Origin of the sequence: Lysobacter sp. BMK333-48F3, assembly GCF_019733395.1 — a bacterium.
In the GTDB taxonomy this organism is placed as follows: Bacteria; Pseudomonadota; Gammaproteobacteria; order Xanthomonadales; family Xanthomonadaceae; genus Lysobacter.
The window spans coordinates 1,774,545-1,788,544 of record NZ_JAIHOO010000001.1 but is presented as its reverse complement, the minus strand read 5'-3'; the positions used below and the strand labels follow the sequence as shown (position 1 = coordinate 1,788,544).

Genomic DNA, 14,000 nt, shown 5'->3' with positions numbered 1-14,000 from the left:
TGCGCTGCGCAAATCGTCGAATTCCCCTTCTCCCGCTTGCGGGAGAAGAGCCCGCCCCCGGAGCGCACTCGATCGGGGGGCCCGCAGGACGGATCAGGCCGCCCCAGCCGCGCCCTCAACGCCCGCATAACCATCGCCGCGCCGGTATTGGCTAGCATGCTCCGTCCCGTTGCCACGACGTCGCCTGCCCCATGATCCGACGCCAGTTTCTCAAGCGCGCCGCCGGCGCCCTCGCCGCCGCCGGCCTGCCCCTGCCGGTGCTGGCCTTCGCCGCGCCCTCGACCCGCCTCGGCCCGCCGCAGCCGTTCGACTTCGCCACCCTCAAGGGCCAGGCCCGGGCGTTGGCCGAGCGCGCCTACGTCGCCCGCAATACCGCCCTGCCGGCGCCGGTCGCGGCGATGGACTGGGACCAGTACCAGTCGATCCGCTTCCAGCGCGACCATGCCCTGTGGGGCGCGGACGACGGCAAGTTCCTGGCCCAGTTCTTCCACCTCGGCCTGTTCTTCAAGTCGGCCGTGCGCATGTACGAAGTCGCCGGCGGCCAGGCGCGCGAGATCGGCTACGACCCGGCGATGTTCGACCGCCGCCGCAGCGGCCTGGACGGCAAGCCGCTGCCGGCCGACCTGGGCTTCGCCGGTTTCCGCCTCAACACCCGACGCGATCCGGAACGCGATTTCGCCGCCTTCCTCGGCGCCAGCTATTTCCGCGCGGTCGGCGGCGAAGGCCAGTACGGCCAGTCGGCGCGCGGCCTGGCGATCGACACCGGCACCGGCCGGCCCGAGGAATTCCCCGATTTCACCGCGTTCTGGCTGGAACGCCCGGACCCGGGCTCGGACACCCTGGTGGTCTACGCCCTGCTCGACTCGCCCAGCATCGCTGGTGCTTACCGCTTCGCGATCACCCCGGGCGACGTGCTGCTGATGGACATCGATTGCGCGCTGTATCCGCGCAAGCGCATCGAACGCATGGGGCTGGGCCCGTGCACCAGCATGTACCAGGTCGGCGAGAACGACCGCCGCATGGACTGGGACTGGCGCCCGGAGATCCACGACACCGACGGCCTGGCGATGTGGACCGGCGGCGGCGAATGGATCTGGCGTCCGCTGTGCAATCCCGAGCAGTTGCGTTTCAACATGTTCGCCGACGAGAACCCGCGCGGTTTCGGCCTGCTGCAGCGCGACCGCAACTTCGACCACTACCAGGACGACGGCGTGTTCTACGAGAAGCGCCCCTGCCTGTGGGTCGAACCCAAGCAGGGCTGGGGCGCCGGTTCGGTGCAGTTGGTCGAGATCCCGACCGTCGACGAATCTTTCGACAACATCGTCGCGTTCTGGAACCCGCGCGAGAAACCGCAGGCCGGGCAGGAACTGCTGTACGGCTACCGTCTGTACTGGGGCGCGCAGCCGCCGGCGGCGCCGAGCCTGGCGCGCTGCGTCGCCACCCGCACCGGCCTGGGCGGACGGATCGGCTTCAAGCGCGATTATTTTTCCTGGCGCTTCGCGGTCGACTTCGCCGGCGGCCGCCTGGCCGAGCTGGCCAAGCGCAAGGCCACGGTCGAACCGGTGCTGCAGATCGGCCGCGGCGGCCGCCTGGAAACCGTGTCGTGCCGGCCGCTGCACGAGATCGGCGGCTACCGGGCGATGTTCGACGCGGTGCCGCCGGGCGATGCCACCGAGCAGCTCGACCTGCGCCTGTTCCTGCGCGACGCCAGCGGCGCGCTGAGCGAAACCTGGCTGTACCAGTGGTCGCCGCCGACGAAGGGCGAACGCAAGCTCTATTGAGCGGCGATGCGGTCGCGGCAACGCGGCTACGGCGAAACTTGCGACGCAACTGCAGGACGCGGTCGCGACTCGCGTCGCTCCTACAGCCGCAATCGCAGCATCAAGGCGGCTTCGGCGTCGCGGCCTTGATCGGGCGGCGACGCCGGCGCCCGGCTCAAGCCACCCGGGTGCGTCGCGCGCGGGTCAGGTGCACCAGCAACAGCGAAATCGCCGCCGGGGTCATGCCGGGGATGCGCTGGGCCTGGCCGACCGTCTGCGGGCGCACCCGCTCCAGCTTCTGCTGCACTTCCGCCGACAGGCCGCGCACCGCGGCGTAGTCGAAGCCATCCGGAATCGGCGTGCTCTCGTTGCGCTGCTGGCGCTCGATCTCGTCGCGCTGGCGATCCAGGTAGCCGGCGTACTTGACCCCGATCTCGACCTGCTCGGCGACCTCCGCATCGGCCACCGCCGGCCCCAGCGAAGCCACCTGCATCAGCTTGGCGTAGTCCAGCTCGGGGCGCTTGAGCAGATCGCGCGCGCTGCTTTCGCGGCTGACCTCGACCCCGAGGGTCTGGGCGATCTCGCGTCCCAGGGCATTGTTCGGCGCCGCCCAGACCGCGCCCAGGCGCGCGGTCTCGCGCTCGATCGCCTCGCGCTTGCGCGCGAACGCATCCCAGCGCGCGTCGTCGACCAGGCCCAGCTCGCGCCCGAACGGGGTCAGGCGCAGGTCGGCGTTGTCCTCGCGCAGCTGCAGCCGGTACTCGGCGCGCGAGGTGAACATGCGGTAGGGCTCGCTGGTGCCGTGGGTGATCAGGTCGTCGACCAGCACGCCCAGGTAGGCCTCGTCGCGGCGCGGGCTCCAGCCCTCGCGGCCGAGCACGAAGCGGGCGGCGTTGACCCCGGCCAGCAGGCCCTGCGCAGCGGCCTCTTCGTAGCCGGTGGTGCCGTTGATCTGGCCGGCGAAGAACAGCCCGGCGACCGACTTGGTCTCCAGCGTGGTCTTGAGCCCGCGCGGATCGAAGAAGTCGTATTCGATCGCGTAGCCCGGGCGGGTGATGTGGGCCTGCTCGAAGCCGCGGATCGAACGCACCAGTTCGAGCTGGACGTCGAACGGCAGCGAGGTCGAGATCCCGTTCGGATAGATCTCGGCCACGTCCAGGCCTTCGGGCTCGACGAAGATCTGGTGGCTGGCCTTCTCGGCGAAGCGCACCACCTTGTCCTCGATCGAGGGGCAGTAGCGCGGGCCGATGCCTTCGATCTGGCCGGTGTACAGCGGCGAGCGGTCGAGCGCGCCGCGGATAATCTCGTGGGTGCGCTCGCTGGTATGGGTGATCCAGCACGACACCTGACGCGGATGGTCGGCCCGCGTGCCGAGGAAGGACATGACCGGACGCGGATCGTCGCCCGGCTGCTCTTCCATCACCGAGTAGTCCAGGCTGCGGCCGTCGATGCGCGGCGGGGTGCCGGTCTTGAGCCGGTCGACCACGAACGGGCCTTCGCGCAGCCGCGCCGCCAGCGCGATCGCGGGCGGATCGCCGGCGCGGCCGGCGGCGTAGGTGGTCTGGCCGACGTGGACCTTGCCGGCGAGGAAGGTGCCGGCGGTCAGCACCACCGCCGGCGCGCGGAAGCGCAGGCCGGTCTGGGTCAGCACGCCGGCCACCCGGCCGGCGTCGAATTCGATGTCGTCGACCGCGGCCTGGAACAGGGTCAGGCCCGGCTGGGCCTCGACCGCGCGGCGGATGAAGCCGCGGTACAAGGCGCGATCGGCCTGGCAGCGGGTGGCGCGCACGGCCGGGCCCTTGCTGGCGTTGAGCCGGCGCCACTGGATGCCGGCGGCGTCGGCGGCGTGGCCCATGACCCCGCCAAGAGCGTCGATCTCCTTGACCAGGTGGCCCTTGCCGATGCCGCCGATGGCCGGGTTGCAGCTCATCGCGCCGACCGTCTCCACCGAATGGGTCAGCAGCAGCGTGCGCGCGCCGGCGCGCGCCGCGGCCAGCGCGGCCTCGGTGCCGGCGTGGCCGCCGCCGACCACGATCACGTCGTATTGGTAGAAAGAATCGCTCATCGCTTCGTCGTCGCCGCAACGGTCGTCGCCCACGGACGACCCGGCGCTGATTTTACGGCCAGGGACCGGCCGGGGGCTTCACTCAGAGTTGGCACACTTCATGCTTGGGATACACGTGCACCTTGCGGGGCAGGCGCTAGACGCCGGCTGGAATTGGAACAGGGGCTGGCCAAGCGCTCGCGGGGGAAGCCGGGGGGCCGAATGTCGGGGGACATTCGGCCCCTTTTTTATTGCGCCCTGCAGGCCGGCGACCGGCCTGCGCGCGGCGCCCGCGGCGCCGCCGCCATCGCCCGCATCGAACCCGGCCGTCCCGGCCGCACGACGCAAGTCATTGAATCGCAAAAAGCAAAAGCGCACGGCTAGGCGTGCGCTTTGGCTATGCCCCGAGTCCGGGGGAATGGGCGCCGACGCCTGACGGGGACGGAACAGGGGGGATCCGTGATTCCTCGCCAGGCGCCGACATAGAAGTCTCTGCTTACCGAAAACGTCCAAATACGACGTAAGCGGTCAGTAGCGGTAGATTGCGGTCACTTCGGCCGGAACGCAAGTGCGCGCCGTTCCACTTTTGCAGCACCGGGTGCACGACCGTGCACCCGGCAGGCCTCCGTTCAGCGTTGGACCTCGCGCCAGGGCACGCCGCGCCGGCCGCTGGCGGGCGGGCTGGACGGCTGCGGCATCGACGGCCGCGGGATGCTGCTGGGCTGCGGCACGCTGCCCGGGCCCGGACCGCTCCAGCGCTGGCCGCGATCGCTGCGCGCGTCGCGCCACGGAATGCCGCGCGGGTGGTCGGGCAGCGACGGCCGGGTGGTCGGCGGGCGATGCGGGCGGTTCGGGTAGTAGTAGCGCGGGTACGGCGACGGGTAGTAGCCGTAGGGATAGCCGTAGCCGCCGTAACGGTACGGATTGCCGTAGTAGCCGCCGTAGCGGTAGTACGAGCCGCCGTAGCCGTAGGGATAGCCGTAGCCGTAAGGCGCGCCGTAGTAGCGGTAGTCGACGCTCGGCCGGCCGTAGTAGTACGAGCCGCCGCCGCTGCCGCCGCGCAGGGAATAGTCGGTTACGCAGCCCGCCAGCAAGGCGGTCGCGAGCAATGGGAACAGCAATTTGCGGATCATGTCGGACCCCCGGTTCTCAGGGGTCCAGCTTCGGTCCGGCGTTTTGAACTCGGGCTTAATTCAACCCGGGCCGGCCTGTATGGTTCAGCCCGCGGCCTTGGCGTCGGCCGTGGCCTGGGCATTGGGCGCCGACACCATGGTCGGATCGAGCCGCGGCGGCATGCATCCGGCGAGCAGGACCGCGAGCAGGCATACCGAGAGTTTGCGGAACATGGGTCATCCCCTGTTTTTTATTGGACATCGACGGAATGCCGCGTCCTGGGTTCGGTTGAGCCATCGTGGCGCGTCGTCCGGAGTATAGCCACACCGCCTCCGGCGTCGTTCCGTGACCGGATCGGCGCACGATGAGATCCAAACTAGCCCCGCCCCGGGGGCGAATTCCGGTACCGGCTCACAGATCCGCAGCGCCGCTTCGTGCCGCGCCCGATCGTCGCGGTTGGCACACTGCCGCCCGCGCCTGCGCTTGAGGTAGATTGCCGCGACGGTCGACCGGCCCGTTGCGCGCCGCGATGCGCGCGCCGGCGGGAACCTTCCGCGCCTGCGGCGGGTCTTCGACCTCGGCGCCGGAGCGGCGCCGTCGCGCACCACTCATCTTTGGCCCGGCAGTTCTCGATGATCGAATTGGAAGCGGTCCATCGTCGCTACGAGATGAATGGGCAGGCGGTAAACGCGTTGGATGGGGTCGACCTGAGCATCCGAGCCGGCGAGTTCGTCGCCATCACCGGCGCCTCCGGCTCGGGCAAGTCCAGCCTGCTCAACATCCTCGGCTGCCTCGACCGGCCCAGCCGCGGCCGCTACCTGATCGAAGGCCGCGACGTCGCCGCGCTCGACGACGAAGCCGCCAGCGACATCCGCAATCGCCGCATCGGCTTCGTGTTCCAGAGCTTCCATCTGTTGCCGCGGCTGAGCGTGCTGGAAAACGTGCTGCTGCCGCTGCGCTTCCACCGCGCGCCGCCGGCCGACAGCGCGCAGCGCGCGCGCCAGCTGCTGGACCGGGTCGGCCTCGGCGCGCGCAGCGAGCACCGCCCCAGCGAACTGTCCGGCGGCCAGCAGCAACGCGCGGCGATCGCCCGCGCGCTGTTGTTGCAGCCGGCGCTGCTGCTGGCCGACGAGCCCACCGGCAATCTGGATTCGAAAAGCGCCGCCGACGTGCTCGACCTGATCGGCGAAGTGCACGGCGGCGGCCAGACCGTGGTGCTGGTGACCCACGACCGCGACCTGGCTGCGCGCGCGCCGCGCGAGGTGCGCTTGCACGACGGCAGGATCGAACATGACTCGGCGGCTTGATCGCAGCGCCGCCGCGGCGTTGGCGCTGCTGGCCTGCGCGCCGGCGGCCGCGGCCGTGCTGACCGGCGAAGTGCGCTCGCTCGGCGCGCAGCCGATCTACACCCCGCAGTCCAACACCGCGCCGGTGACGATCCGCTACTTCGTCCCCGAGGGCCAGGCGGTCAAGGCCGGCGAGGTAGTGCTGCGCATCGACCCCGGCCAGGCCGGCACCCAGATTCCCGAACTCGACGCCAAGCTCGAACAGACCCGGGCCAAGGCGGCCAAGGAAACGGCCGAACTCGAGGTCAAGACGGTCGACGCCGAAGTCGCGCTGGCCGACGCCGAAGCCGCGCTGGCCACGGCCAGGATCGAAGCGGCGATCCCGCGCGGGCTGATTTCGCAGCTCGACTACGACCGCCACCAGGGCGACCTGGACAAGACCACCCGCGAGCTCAAGCTCAAGCGCGAACAACTCGCCGCCGCCCATTCCGCGCAGGCGCGCCAGCGCGAAGACGCGCGCCTGGAGGTGGCCAAGCTGAGCGGCCAGCGCGATTACTACGCCCTGCTGCTGCGCCAGTCGGAAGTGCGCGCCGAACGCGACGGCATCGTCCTGCACGGGTTCAACACCAACTGGATCGGCGGCCGCATCGACGAAGGCAGCTCGACCATGCCCGGCAGCAAAGCCGGCGAAATCGCCGGCGACGGCGGCATGCAGGTCCGCGCCTGGGCGCTGGAACCGGACCGGCGCGGACTGCGCGTCGGCCAGCCGGTGCAACTGGCCTTCGATGCCCTGCCGCGGCAGCGTCTGCGGGGGCGGATCACGGCGATCGCCGGCGCCCCGGACCGCAAGCCCGAATGGGGCGAGGGGCGCTATTTCAGCGTCGACATCGCCCTGCCGCCGCGCCATGCGCTGAAGCTGTTGCCGGGCATGAGCGTGCGGGTCAGCCCGCTGGCTCCGGCCGGAGCCGCGCGATGAGGCGCCTGCGCCACGCCATCGCGTTGGTCCTGATCGCCGCGGCCGCCGGCGCCGCGGCCGCGCCGCTGCGCGTGGACGGCGAAGTCTATGCGCGCCGCACCTCGGCGCTGATGCCGCCGACGGTCGAACGCATGTGGCAGTTCAACATCACCCAGCTCGCCGCCGACGGCGCGCCGGTCAAGCGCGGCCAGCCGGTGATCGCGTTCGACAGCAGCGACGTCGTCAAGCAACTGGCGGAAAAGCGCAGCCGGCTCAAGGAAAAGCAGGTCGAGCTGGACAAGCTCGATCTGGAACTGGCCGAACGCGAACGCACCGAGCGCCTGGCCACCGACGAAGCGCGCGCCGCGCTCGACAAGGCGCAGCGCAAGACCCAGCAACCGGCCGAGCTGATCGCCGGGATCGAGTACCGCAAACTGCTGATCGCGCGCACTCAGGCCGAGCGCAAGCTGGCCCTGGCGCAACGCCGCGAGGCCTTGTCGGCGCAGCAGCGCCGGCAGGAACGGCGCCTGCTCGCCGCCGAGCGCGCCCAGTTGCAGGCCGACGTCGACCGTCTGCAGCGCTCGCTGGCGGCGCTGGAAGTGCGCGCGCCGCGCGACGGCCTGATGATGCATCGGAGCAACTGGGAAGGCGAAAAATACGACGTCGGCTCGCAGGCCTGGGTCGGCCAGACCGTGGCCGAGATTCCCGACATGAGCACGCTCGCGGTGCGCGCCGAATTGCCCGAACGCGAACTGCAGCGCGTCGCGGTCGGCGCGCCGGTGCGGATCGTGGTCGAGGGCGGCGCCGGCAGCGTGCTGCGCGGGCGGATCGAATCGGTCGGCCGCGCGGTGCGCAGCAAATCGCAGGTGCAGCCGGTGCCGGTGCTGGACCTGGACGTGCGCCTGGACGACCCGCGCGCGCCGTTACGCCCGGGCCAGGCGGTGCGGGTCGAGATCCCGGCGCCGCGGGGCGTGCGATGAGCCGGCGCTGGCAACGGCCGCGCGCCGCCGGCGCGACCGGTCTGGCGCTGACGCTCGCGCTGCTCGCCGGCTGCGCCGCCGAGCAGGCGCCGGCAGCGACCGAAACCGTGAGCGCGGCGCCGCTGCGGCTCAGCGTCGCCGGCGAAGGCGAGCTCAAGTCGGCCAAGGCCGCGCCGCTGCAGGTGCCCGGACGCAACTGGTCGGCGCGGCAGCTGGAATGGATGCTGCCGGAGGGCAGCGCGGTCAAGCGCGGCGATCTGATCGCGCGCTTCTCCGCCGCGCAGGGCAAACAGGAACTGGCCCAGACCCTGATCGACCTGCAGCGCAACGAGTTGGCGCGCGCGGCCAAGCAGGGCGACCTGGACACCGCGCAGAGCAAGGTTGCGGTCGACCTGGCCCAGGTCGCGGTGCAGTTGGGCATCGCCGAACGCTATGCCAGCGCCGACCTGAGCACGATGGCGCGCAACGAGGTGCTGGACGCGGTCGAGGACGCGCGCTTCCTGCACGCCAAGCGCGACACCCTGGAGTGGCAGCGCGGCCAGGCCGGCGTGCGCGGCGGCGCCGAACTGGCGGTGCTCGACGCCCAGCGCGCGACCTTCGACATCACCGCCAAGGCGCGCCAGGCCGACCTGGACGCGCTGGAACTGCGCGCGCCCAACGACGGCGTGCTGATGCTCAGCGCCAACTGGTCCGGCGACAAGCCCAGCGTCGGCGCGACCCTGCGCGCCGGCTTCGACTACGGCAGCCTGCCGGACGCCTCGGCGATGGAGCTGGAACTGAGCCTGCCGCAGATCGAGGCGCAAGGGGTCCAGGTCGGCGACATGGTCGAGATGGCGCCGGTCGGCCGGCCCGAGCAGCGCATCGTCGGCAAGCTGTCGTGGGTCGCCAGCGCGGCCAAGGTCCGCAGTCAGGAAAGTCCGGTGAAGTATCTGTCGATGAAGGCGCCGATCCCGGCCGAAGCGATCGCGCGCTACAAGCTGGTGCCGGGGCAGCGGCTGCGCGCGCGGGTGATCCTGTTCGACGCGCCGCGCACGCTCAGCGTCGCCAACGTCGCCATCGAAGGCGATGCCGGCAAGGAATACGTGCGGGTGCGGAACGGCGACGGCTTCCTGCGCCGCGAGGTGCGCCTGGGCGCGCGCGGGCCGGCGCGCTCGCAGGTGCTGTCAGGGCTGCGCGACGGCGACGAGGTATTGCTGGCCGCGGCCGGCGCGGTCGACGGCGGCATCGGAACCGACGACGACGCGGACCCCGGCGCAGATGCCGCGGCGCCGGCGAAAACCGCGGCCGGCGCGCCCACCGCCGCGGCGCGCAGTCCGCGCCAGGCGCGCCCATGAACGGTCTGTCGCGGATGCTGCCGCCGATCTGGCGCGAGGCGGTCGAAGAACTGTGGCGGCGCCGCCTGCGCACCCTGCTGACCCTGCTCGGGCTGATCTTCGGCGTCGGCGCGATCGTCGCCATGCAGGCGGTCGGCGAAGGCAGCCGGCGCGAAGCGCTGCGTCTGGTCGAAAGCCTGGGCCTGAACAATCTGATCGCCGAAGCCAAGGCGCAGGACGAAAGCAGCCTGCGCGAGACCCGCGCACGCAGCCTCGGCCTGAGCCTGGCCGACGCCGACGCCGCGCTGGCGGTGGTGCCCGGCGCCGAGCGCTACGCCGCCGAGAAACCGGTGCGCACCCATTCGGTGTTCAGCGACCACGGCCGCAGCGACGCCCAGACCAGCGGCGTCAGTCCGGACTATTTCGCCCTGTCCTCGCTGCGCATCGCCCGCGGCCGTACGCTCAGCGCCGAAGACGACCAGCGCCTGGCCGCGGTCGCGGTGCTCGGCCACCAGGCCGCGGCGGACCTGTTCCCGGGCATGGACCCGGTCGGGCAACTGCTCAAGGTCAATCATGTGTGGCTGGAGGTGGTCGGCGTGCTCGCCGACCGCGACCTCAGCAAGGATCAGTTCGAAGGCGTGCAACTAGGGCTGGAAAGCAATCGGGTCTACCTGCCGCTGGCCAGCGCGCGGGCGCGCTTCCGCTTCCAGCCGCAGGAGGACGAAGTCGACCGTTTCCTGTTGCGCCTGCGCGATCCGGCCCAGCTCGCCGCCGGCGCGCGCGTGCTGTCGACCGTGCTGGCCCAGCGTCATGCCGGGATGGCCGATTTCCGCCTGGTGGTGCCGCAACAGCTGTTCCAGCAGCACCAGAAAACCCAGCGCATCTTCCGCGTGGTGATGGGCGCGATCGCCGGGGTCAGCCTGCTGGTCGGCGGCATCGGCATCATGAACATCATGCTCGCCAACGTGCTCGAGCGACGGCGCGAGATCGGCCTGCTGCGCGCGCTCGGCGCGCGCCGGCGCGACGTGGTCGCGCAGTTCCTGCGCGAGGCGACGGTGATCTGCGTCGCCGGCGCCGCGCTGGGCCTGTTGTTCGGCGTCGCCCTGGCCTATCTGATCGCCTTCTTCGCCGGCTGGCAGGTGGCTTGGGCGCCGCTGCCGGTGCTGCTGTCGGCGTTGTTCTGCGCCGCGGTCGGCCTGGCCTTCGGCGTGTATCCGGCGCGCCAGGCCGCGCGCCTGGACCCGATCGCGGCCCTGCGCCACGACTGACCTGCGCCAAGACCGACCTGGCCCGCCGCTGAGCCGGCGGACGCGGCCGGCGCGCGTTCGGCGACCCGGCGCACACCTCGCGCGGCGGCCCGGCGCACCCGCCAGGGCGCGCACGCCGCCCTCGCCGCCCCTGCGCTACGCTTGGGCCATGAACGAGATGACCGCTCCGCTCGCGGCCGACGCCGCCCTCGCCCCGGCCGCGCCGGAATTTTCCGACGTCCTCGCCGCCGCCGCGCGCATCGCGCCGTTGGCGCACGCCACCCCGGTGCTGCGTTCGCGCGCGCTGGACGAACTGGCCGGCTGCGAGCTGCACTTCAAGTGCGAGAACCTGCAGCGCGGCGGCGCGTTCAAGTTCCGCGGCGCGAGCAATGCGGTGTTCGCGCTCAGCGACGAAGACGCCGCGCGCGGCATCGTCACCCAGAGCTCGGGCAACCACGGCGGCGCGATCGCCCTGGCCGCGCGCCTGCGCGGCACCACCGCGACCGTGGTCGCGCCGCACAACACGCCGCAGGTCAAGCTGGCGGCGATCCGCGCCTACGGCGCGCGCATCGTGACCTGCGAACCGCTGCAGGCCTCGCGCGACGCGGTCACCGCGCAGGTGTTGGCCGAAACCGGCGGCGTGCTGGTGCATCCGTTCAACGACCCCAGGGTGATCGCCGGCCAGGGCACCGCGACCCTGGAACTGCTCGGCCAGGCGCCGGGGCTGGACGCGGTGATCGCCCCGGTCAGCGGCGGTGGGCTGCTGTCCGGCACCGCCATCGCCGCCCACGGCGTCGACCCGGCGATCGAGGTCTACGGCGCCGAGCCGCTGGGCGCGCGCGACGCGCACGACTCGCTGCGCGAAGGCCGCCGCATCACCGGCCGCTTGCCCGATACGATCTGCGACGGCCTGCGCGCCGAACTGGGCACGCTCACCTTTCCTATCCTGAGCCGGCACGTGCGCGAGATCCTGCTGGTCGACGACGCCCAGGCGATCGCGGCGATGCGGCTGATCTGGGAACGCATGAAGCTGGTGGTCGAGCCCTCCGGCGCGGTGCCGCTGGCGGCGGTGCTGGCCCAGCGCGAGCGCTTCGCCGGGCGCCGGGTCGGGCTGATCGTGTCCGGCGGCAACGTCGATCTGGGATTGGCGTCCGCCTGGTTCGCCGACGCGTCCTGACCGGTTCGCGAACTGCTTCGCGTTTGTTATGCGGCAGCGTTTTCTACGGACACGAACGGCCGCATAAAACGCGTAAAAACCCCCTTCATCTGTGATCTTGGTTTGCGTTTTTTGTGAACGCAGCTGGCACGCTGCGCCATCGCGCGCCAGTCCCTGTCATGACGCGCCGCTCGAGCAGCGAGCCGTCTTCAGGAACATGCACAGGCCAGGGGAGTAACACATGGTGGATGTCGAATTCCGCGTGGTGTCCGACCGGCGCGACGGGCTGCTGCTCGCGTTGGGACAGGTGGTGATCGCCAACGGCTTCACCTTGCTGCGCCAACGCATGCTCAACAGCGAAGAAGGCGTGGTCCTGAGCATGGTCGTTCGCGGCCCGGCCGAGTCGCTGCTGGTGCTGGAAGAGCGCCTGGGGACGCACCACCTGGTGCAGAGCTTCGAAGCCGCGGCTTACGAAGGCGGCAACGGCGCGGCCGCAGCGCCGCCCGCGGCGCCGGTGCGCAGCAATGGCGCGGCCAGCGCGCCGAACCTGCCGCCGCCGGCCGCAACGCCGGCCCCCGCGGCGGTCCAGGCCGCCGCGGTGCCGATCGACACCCAGCGGGTCGAGACCCTGCTGCCGCAGCTGGCGCGCAACTACCCCAACATCCTGCTGCAACTGGTGGCGCTGGAACGCGAGCTGCCGCCGAGCCAGCGCGAGGCGACCATGCGCTACATCGGCCAGCGCGTCGGCGCCTGGGTCTACAAGCGCGACTTTGCGCTCGGCGGGCAGCTGCCCCTGCACGACTCGGTACGCCGCATCGCCTTGCCGGCGATGCGCCAGCTGGTCCAGGCCGAGCTGCAGGACGATGCCTTGCGGATCCGCAACAGCCCCTTCTGCCATCGCGGCGAAAGCGGCGAATGCTGCCACTTCCTGCGCGGCATGCTCGGCGGCCTGCTGGAGGGCCAGCACGGCGCCGAAAGCGTGCGGGTGGTGGAAAGCCAATGCCGCAACACCGGCGCGGAAGCGTGCCGGTTCGAATTCCAAGCCTGACCGGTCCGATACCGGTCGGCCACGGCGCGGAAGGCCGTGGCGTTCCGGACGCTCCGGCCGCAAGCCGGAGCCGCAATGCCGCAACGGCGCGGGGAAGGCGCCGCCGCGGCCCATAGCCAGACAACCCACCAGGGGGTTCCGCCATGCCGCTCGAACACGCCATCCAGTGCATCCATGACCCGTTCCTCGTCGTTCTGTCCTACGTCGTGTCGGTGCTGGGCTCGTTCACCGCCTTGCAGTTGGCGATCGCGATCCCCAGCGCGACCACCCCGGGACAGCGCTGGCGCGCGGTGACCGCGGCCGGCATCGCGATGGGCGGCGGCGCCATCTGGGCGATGCACTTCATCGCCATGCTCGCCTGCAAGATGGACGTGACGGTGACCTACGACCTGCCGATCACGATCGGTTCGGCGATCGTCGCGGTGATCTCGTGCATGGCCGGGCTGGCCATCGCCGGCAGCGGCCTGTTCAACTGGGGCAAGCTGATCCTCGGCGGCGTGCTGATGGGCCTGGGCGTCACCGGCATGCACTACGCCGGCATGGCGGCGATGCTGATGCCGGCCGACACCGTCTACAACAGCAGCCTGGTGCTGGCCTCGGCGGCGATCGCGGTGGTCGCCTCGATCGTCGCCCTGTGGCTGGCGTTCAACCTGCGCGGCTGGGGCCAGATGCTCGGCAGCGCCCTGGTGATGGGCGTGGCGGTATGCGGCATGCACTACACCGGCATGCTCGCGGCCAGCTTCATCCCCAACAAGGCCGGCAGCGCCGCGCTCGCCGGCGGCGTCAGCGGCGGCTACCTCGGCATCGGCATCTTCGTCGTCACCACGGCCCTGCTCGCCGCGGTGCTGACCCTGAGCCTGCTGCGCCAGCGCCAGCGCGCGATGGTGCGAATCTGATCCTGCGCATCCGCAAACCCACCCGGCAATAAGGAAAGGCCCGCCTCGCGCGGGCCTTTCCGATTTTATATGGTGCGTTCTATATGGCGCGTTCTGTACAACGCGTCTTGTACGACGCGTTCCGCGCCGCGCGGACGGCGGGCCGGCGCGATCGCACGGGATCGCACGGGATCGGCGATCATGTCCGCCTGCCCCGCACCGC

The 14,000-nt window shown here is 71.2% G+C and carries 12 protein-coding genes; 9 read left to right on the top strand and 3 right to left on the bottom strand.

Annotation, left to right across the window (positions count from 1 at the left end):
* The first annotated feature begins 191 nt into the window (after positions 1-191).
* Complete coding sequence (locus K4L06_RS07525) at positions 192-1,781, top strand: glucan biosynthesis protein D (protein ID WP_221670809.1); 1,590 nt, start codon at positions 192-194, stop codon at positions 1,779-1,781.
* Between the two features lie 154 nt (positions 1,782-1,935).
* Here the strand turns inward: K4L06_RS07525 and mnmG are convergent, their stop codons facing one another.
* The 3 genes from mnmG to K4L06_RS22585 form a co-directional block, all read right to left on the bottom strand.
* Positions 1,936-3,825: a tRNA uridine-5-carboxymethylaminomethyl(34) synthesis enzyme MnmG gene (gene mnmG / locus K4L06_RS07520; protein ID WP_221670808.1), complete on the bottom strand. Its 1,890-nt coding sequence runs from the start codon at positions 3,823-3,825 to the stop codon at positions 1,936-1,938.
* Between the two features lie 608 nt (positions 3,826-4,433).
* Positions 4,434-4,937, bottom strand: a complete 504-nt coding sequence (locus tag K4L06_RS07515; RefSeq protein WP_221670807.1) for a hypothetical protein — start codon at positions 4,935-4,937, stop codon at positions 4,434-4,436.
* Positions 4,938-5,021: 84 nt separating this feature from the next.
* Positions 5,022-5,150, bottom strand: coding sequence for a hypothetical protein (locus tag K4L06_RS22585; protein ID WP_255595017.1), 129 nt, complete (start codon positions 5,148-5,150; stop codon positions 5,022-5,024).
* A 399-nt stretch (positions 5,151-5,549) separates the two neighbouring features.
* On the opposite strand from K4L06_RS22585, the gene K4L06_RS07510 reads away from it, so the two are divergent.
* The 8 genes from K4L06_RS07510 to K4L06_RS07475 all read left to right on the top strand — a co-directional run bounded on the left by K4L06_RS07510 (position 5,550) and on the right by K4L06_RS07475 (position 13,798).
* Entirely contained in the window at positions 5,550-6,224 is a 675-nt protein-coding gene (locus K4L06_RS07510; protein WP_221670806.1) for an ABC transporter ATP-binding protein, read from the top strand.
* Positions 6,208-7,179 (top strand): HlyD family efflux transporter periplasmic adaptor subunit, encoded by a 972-nt coding sequence (locus K4L06_RS07505; RefSeq protein ID WP_221670805.1) that lies wholly within the window; start codon positions 6,208-6,210, stop codon positions 7,177-7,179. Before K4L06_RS07510 ends, K4L06_RS07505 begins: the two co-directional genes overlap by 17 nt.
* A complete protein-coding gene (locus K4L06_RS07500) occupies positions 7,176-8,138 on the top strand; it encodes an HlyD family efflux transporter periplasmic adaptor subunit (RefSeq protein WP_221670804.1) in 963 nt (320 codons plus the stop codon). The genes K4L06_RS07505 and K4L06_RS07500 overlap by 4 nt, the downstream gene beginning before the upstream one ends.
* Entirely contained in the window at positions 8,135-9,472 is a 1,338-nt protein-coding gene (locus K4L06_RS07495; protein ID WP_221670803.1) for a hypothetical protein, read from the top strand. The genes K4L06_RS07500 and K4L06_RS07495 overlap by 4 nt, the downstream gene beginning before the upstream one ends.
* Positions 9,469-10,719 (top strand): ABC transporter permease, encoded by a 1,251-nt coding sequence (locus K4L06_RS07490; protein ID WP_255595016.1) that lies wholly within the window; start codon positions 9,469-9,471, stop codon positions 10,717-10,719. The genes K4L06_RS07495 and K4L06_RS07490 overlap by 4 nt, the downstream gene beginning before the upstream one ends.
* A 157-nt stretch (positions 10,720-10,876) precedes the next feature.
* Positions 10,877-11,875 carry a pyridoxal-phosphate dependent enzyme gene (locus tag K4L06_RS07485; RefSeq protein WP_221673555.1) on the top strand — a complete coding sequence of 333 codons (999 nt, stop codon included), beginning with the start codon at positions 10,877-10,879 and terminating at the stop codon, positions 11,873-11,875.
* 220 nt (positions 11,876-12,095) lie between these two features.
* Positions 12,096-12,902: a 4-vinyl reductase gene (locus K4L06_RS07480; protein ID WP_221670802.1), complete on the top strand. Its 807-nt coding sequence runs from the start codon at positions 12,096-12,098 to the stop codon at positions 12,900-12,902.
* Positions 12,903-13,045: 143 nt separating this feature from the next.
* Positions 13,046-13,798: an MHYT domain-containing protein gene (locus K4L06_RS07475; RefSeq protein WP_221670801.1), complete on the top strand. Its 753-nt coding sequence runs from the start codon at positions 13,046-13,048 to the stop codon at positions 13,796-13,798.
* The last annotated feature ends 202 nt before the right edge of the window (positions 13,799-14,000 follow it).

Coding starts and splice junctions, on each gene's coding strand:
- mnmG (WP_221670808.1), bottom strand. CDS start 3,825: ATGAGCGATTCTTTCTACCAATACGACGTGATCGTGGTCGGCGGCGGC.
- K4L06_RS07490 (WP_255595016.1), top strand. CDS start 9,469: ATGAACGGTCTGTCGCGGATGCTGCCGCCGATCTGGCGCGAGGCGGTC.
- K4L06_RS07500 (WP_221670804.1), top strand. CDS start 7,176: ATGAGGCGCCTGCGCCACGCCATCGCGTTGGTCCTGATCGCCGCGGCC.
- K4L06_RS07515 (WP_221670807.1), bottom strand. CDS start 4,937: ATGATCCGCAAATTGCTGTTCCCATTGCTCGCGACCGCCTTGCTGGCG.
- K4L06_RS07485 (WP_221673555.1), top strand. CDS start 10,877: ATGACCGCTCCGCTCGCGGCCGACGCCGCCCTCGCCCCGGCCGCGCCG.
- K4L06_RS07495 (WP_221670803.1), top strand. CDS start 8,135: ATGAGCCGGCGCTGGCAACGGCCGCGCGCCGCCGGCGCGACCGGTCTG.
- K4L06_RS07505 (WP_221670805.1), top strand. CDS start 6,208: ATGACTCGGCGGCTTGATCGCAGCGCCGCCGCGGCGTTGGCGCTGCTG.
- K4L06_RS07525 (WP_221670809.1), top strand. CDS start 192: ATGATCCGACGCCAGTTTCTCAAGCGCGCCGCCGGCGCCCTCGCCGCC.
- K4L06_RS22585 (WP_255595017.1), bottom strand. CDS start 5,150: ATGTTCCGCAAACTCTCGGTATGCCTGCTCGCGGTCCTGCTCGCCGGA.
- K4L06_RS07475 (WP_221670801.1), top strand. CDS start 13,046: ATGCCGCTCGAACACGCCATCCAGTGCATCCATGACCCGTTCCTCGTC.
- K4L06_RS07480 (WP_221670802.1), top strand. CDS start 12,096: ATGGTGGATGTCGAATTCCGCGTGGTGTCCGACCGGCGCGACGGGCTG.
- K4L06_RS07510 (WP_221670806.1), top strand. CDS start 5,550: ATGATCGAATTGGAAGCGGTCCATCGTCGCTACGAGATGAATGGGCAG.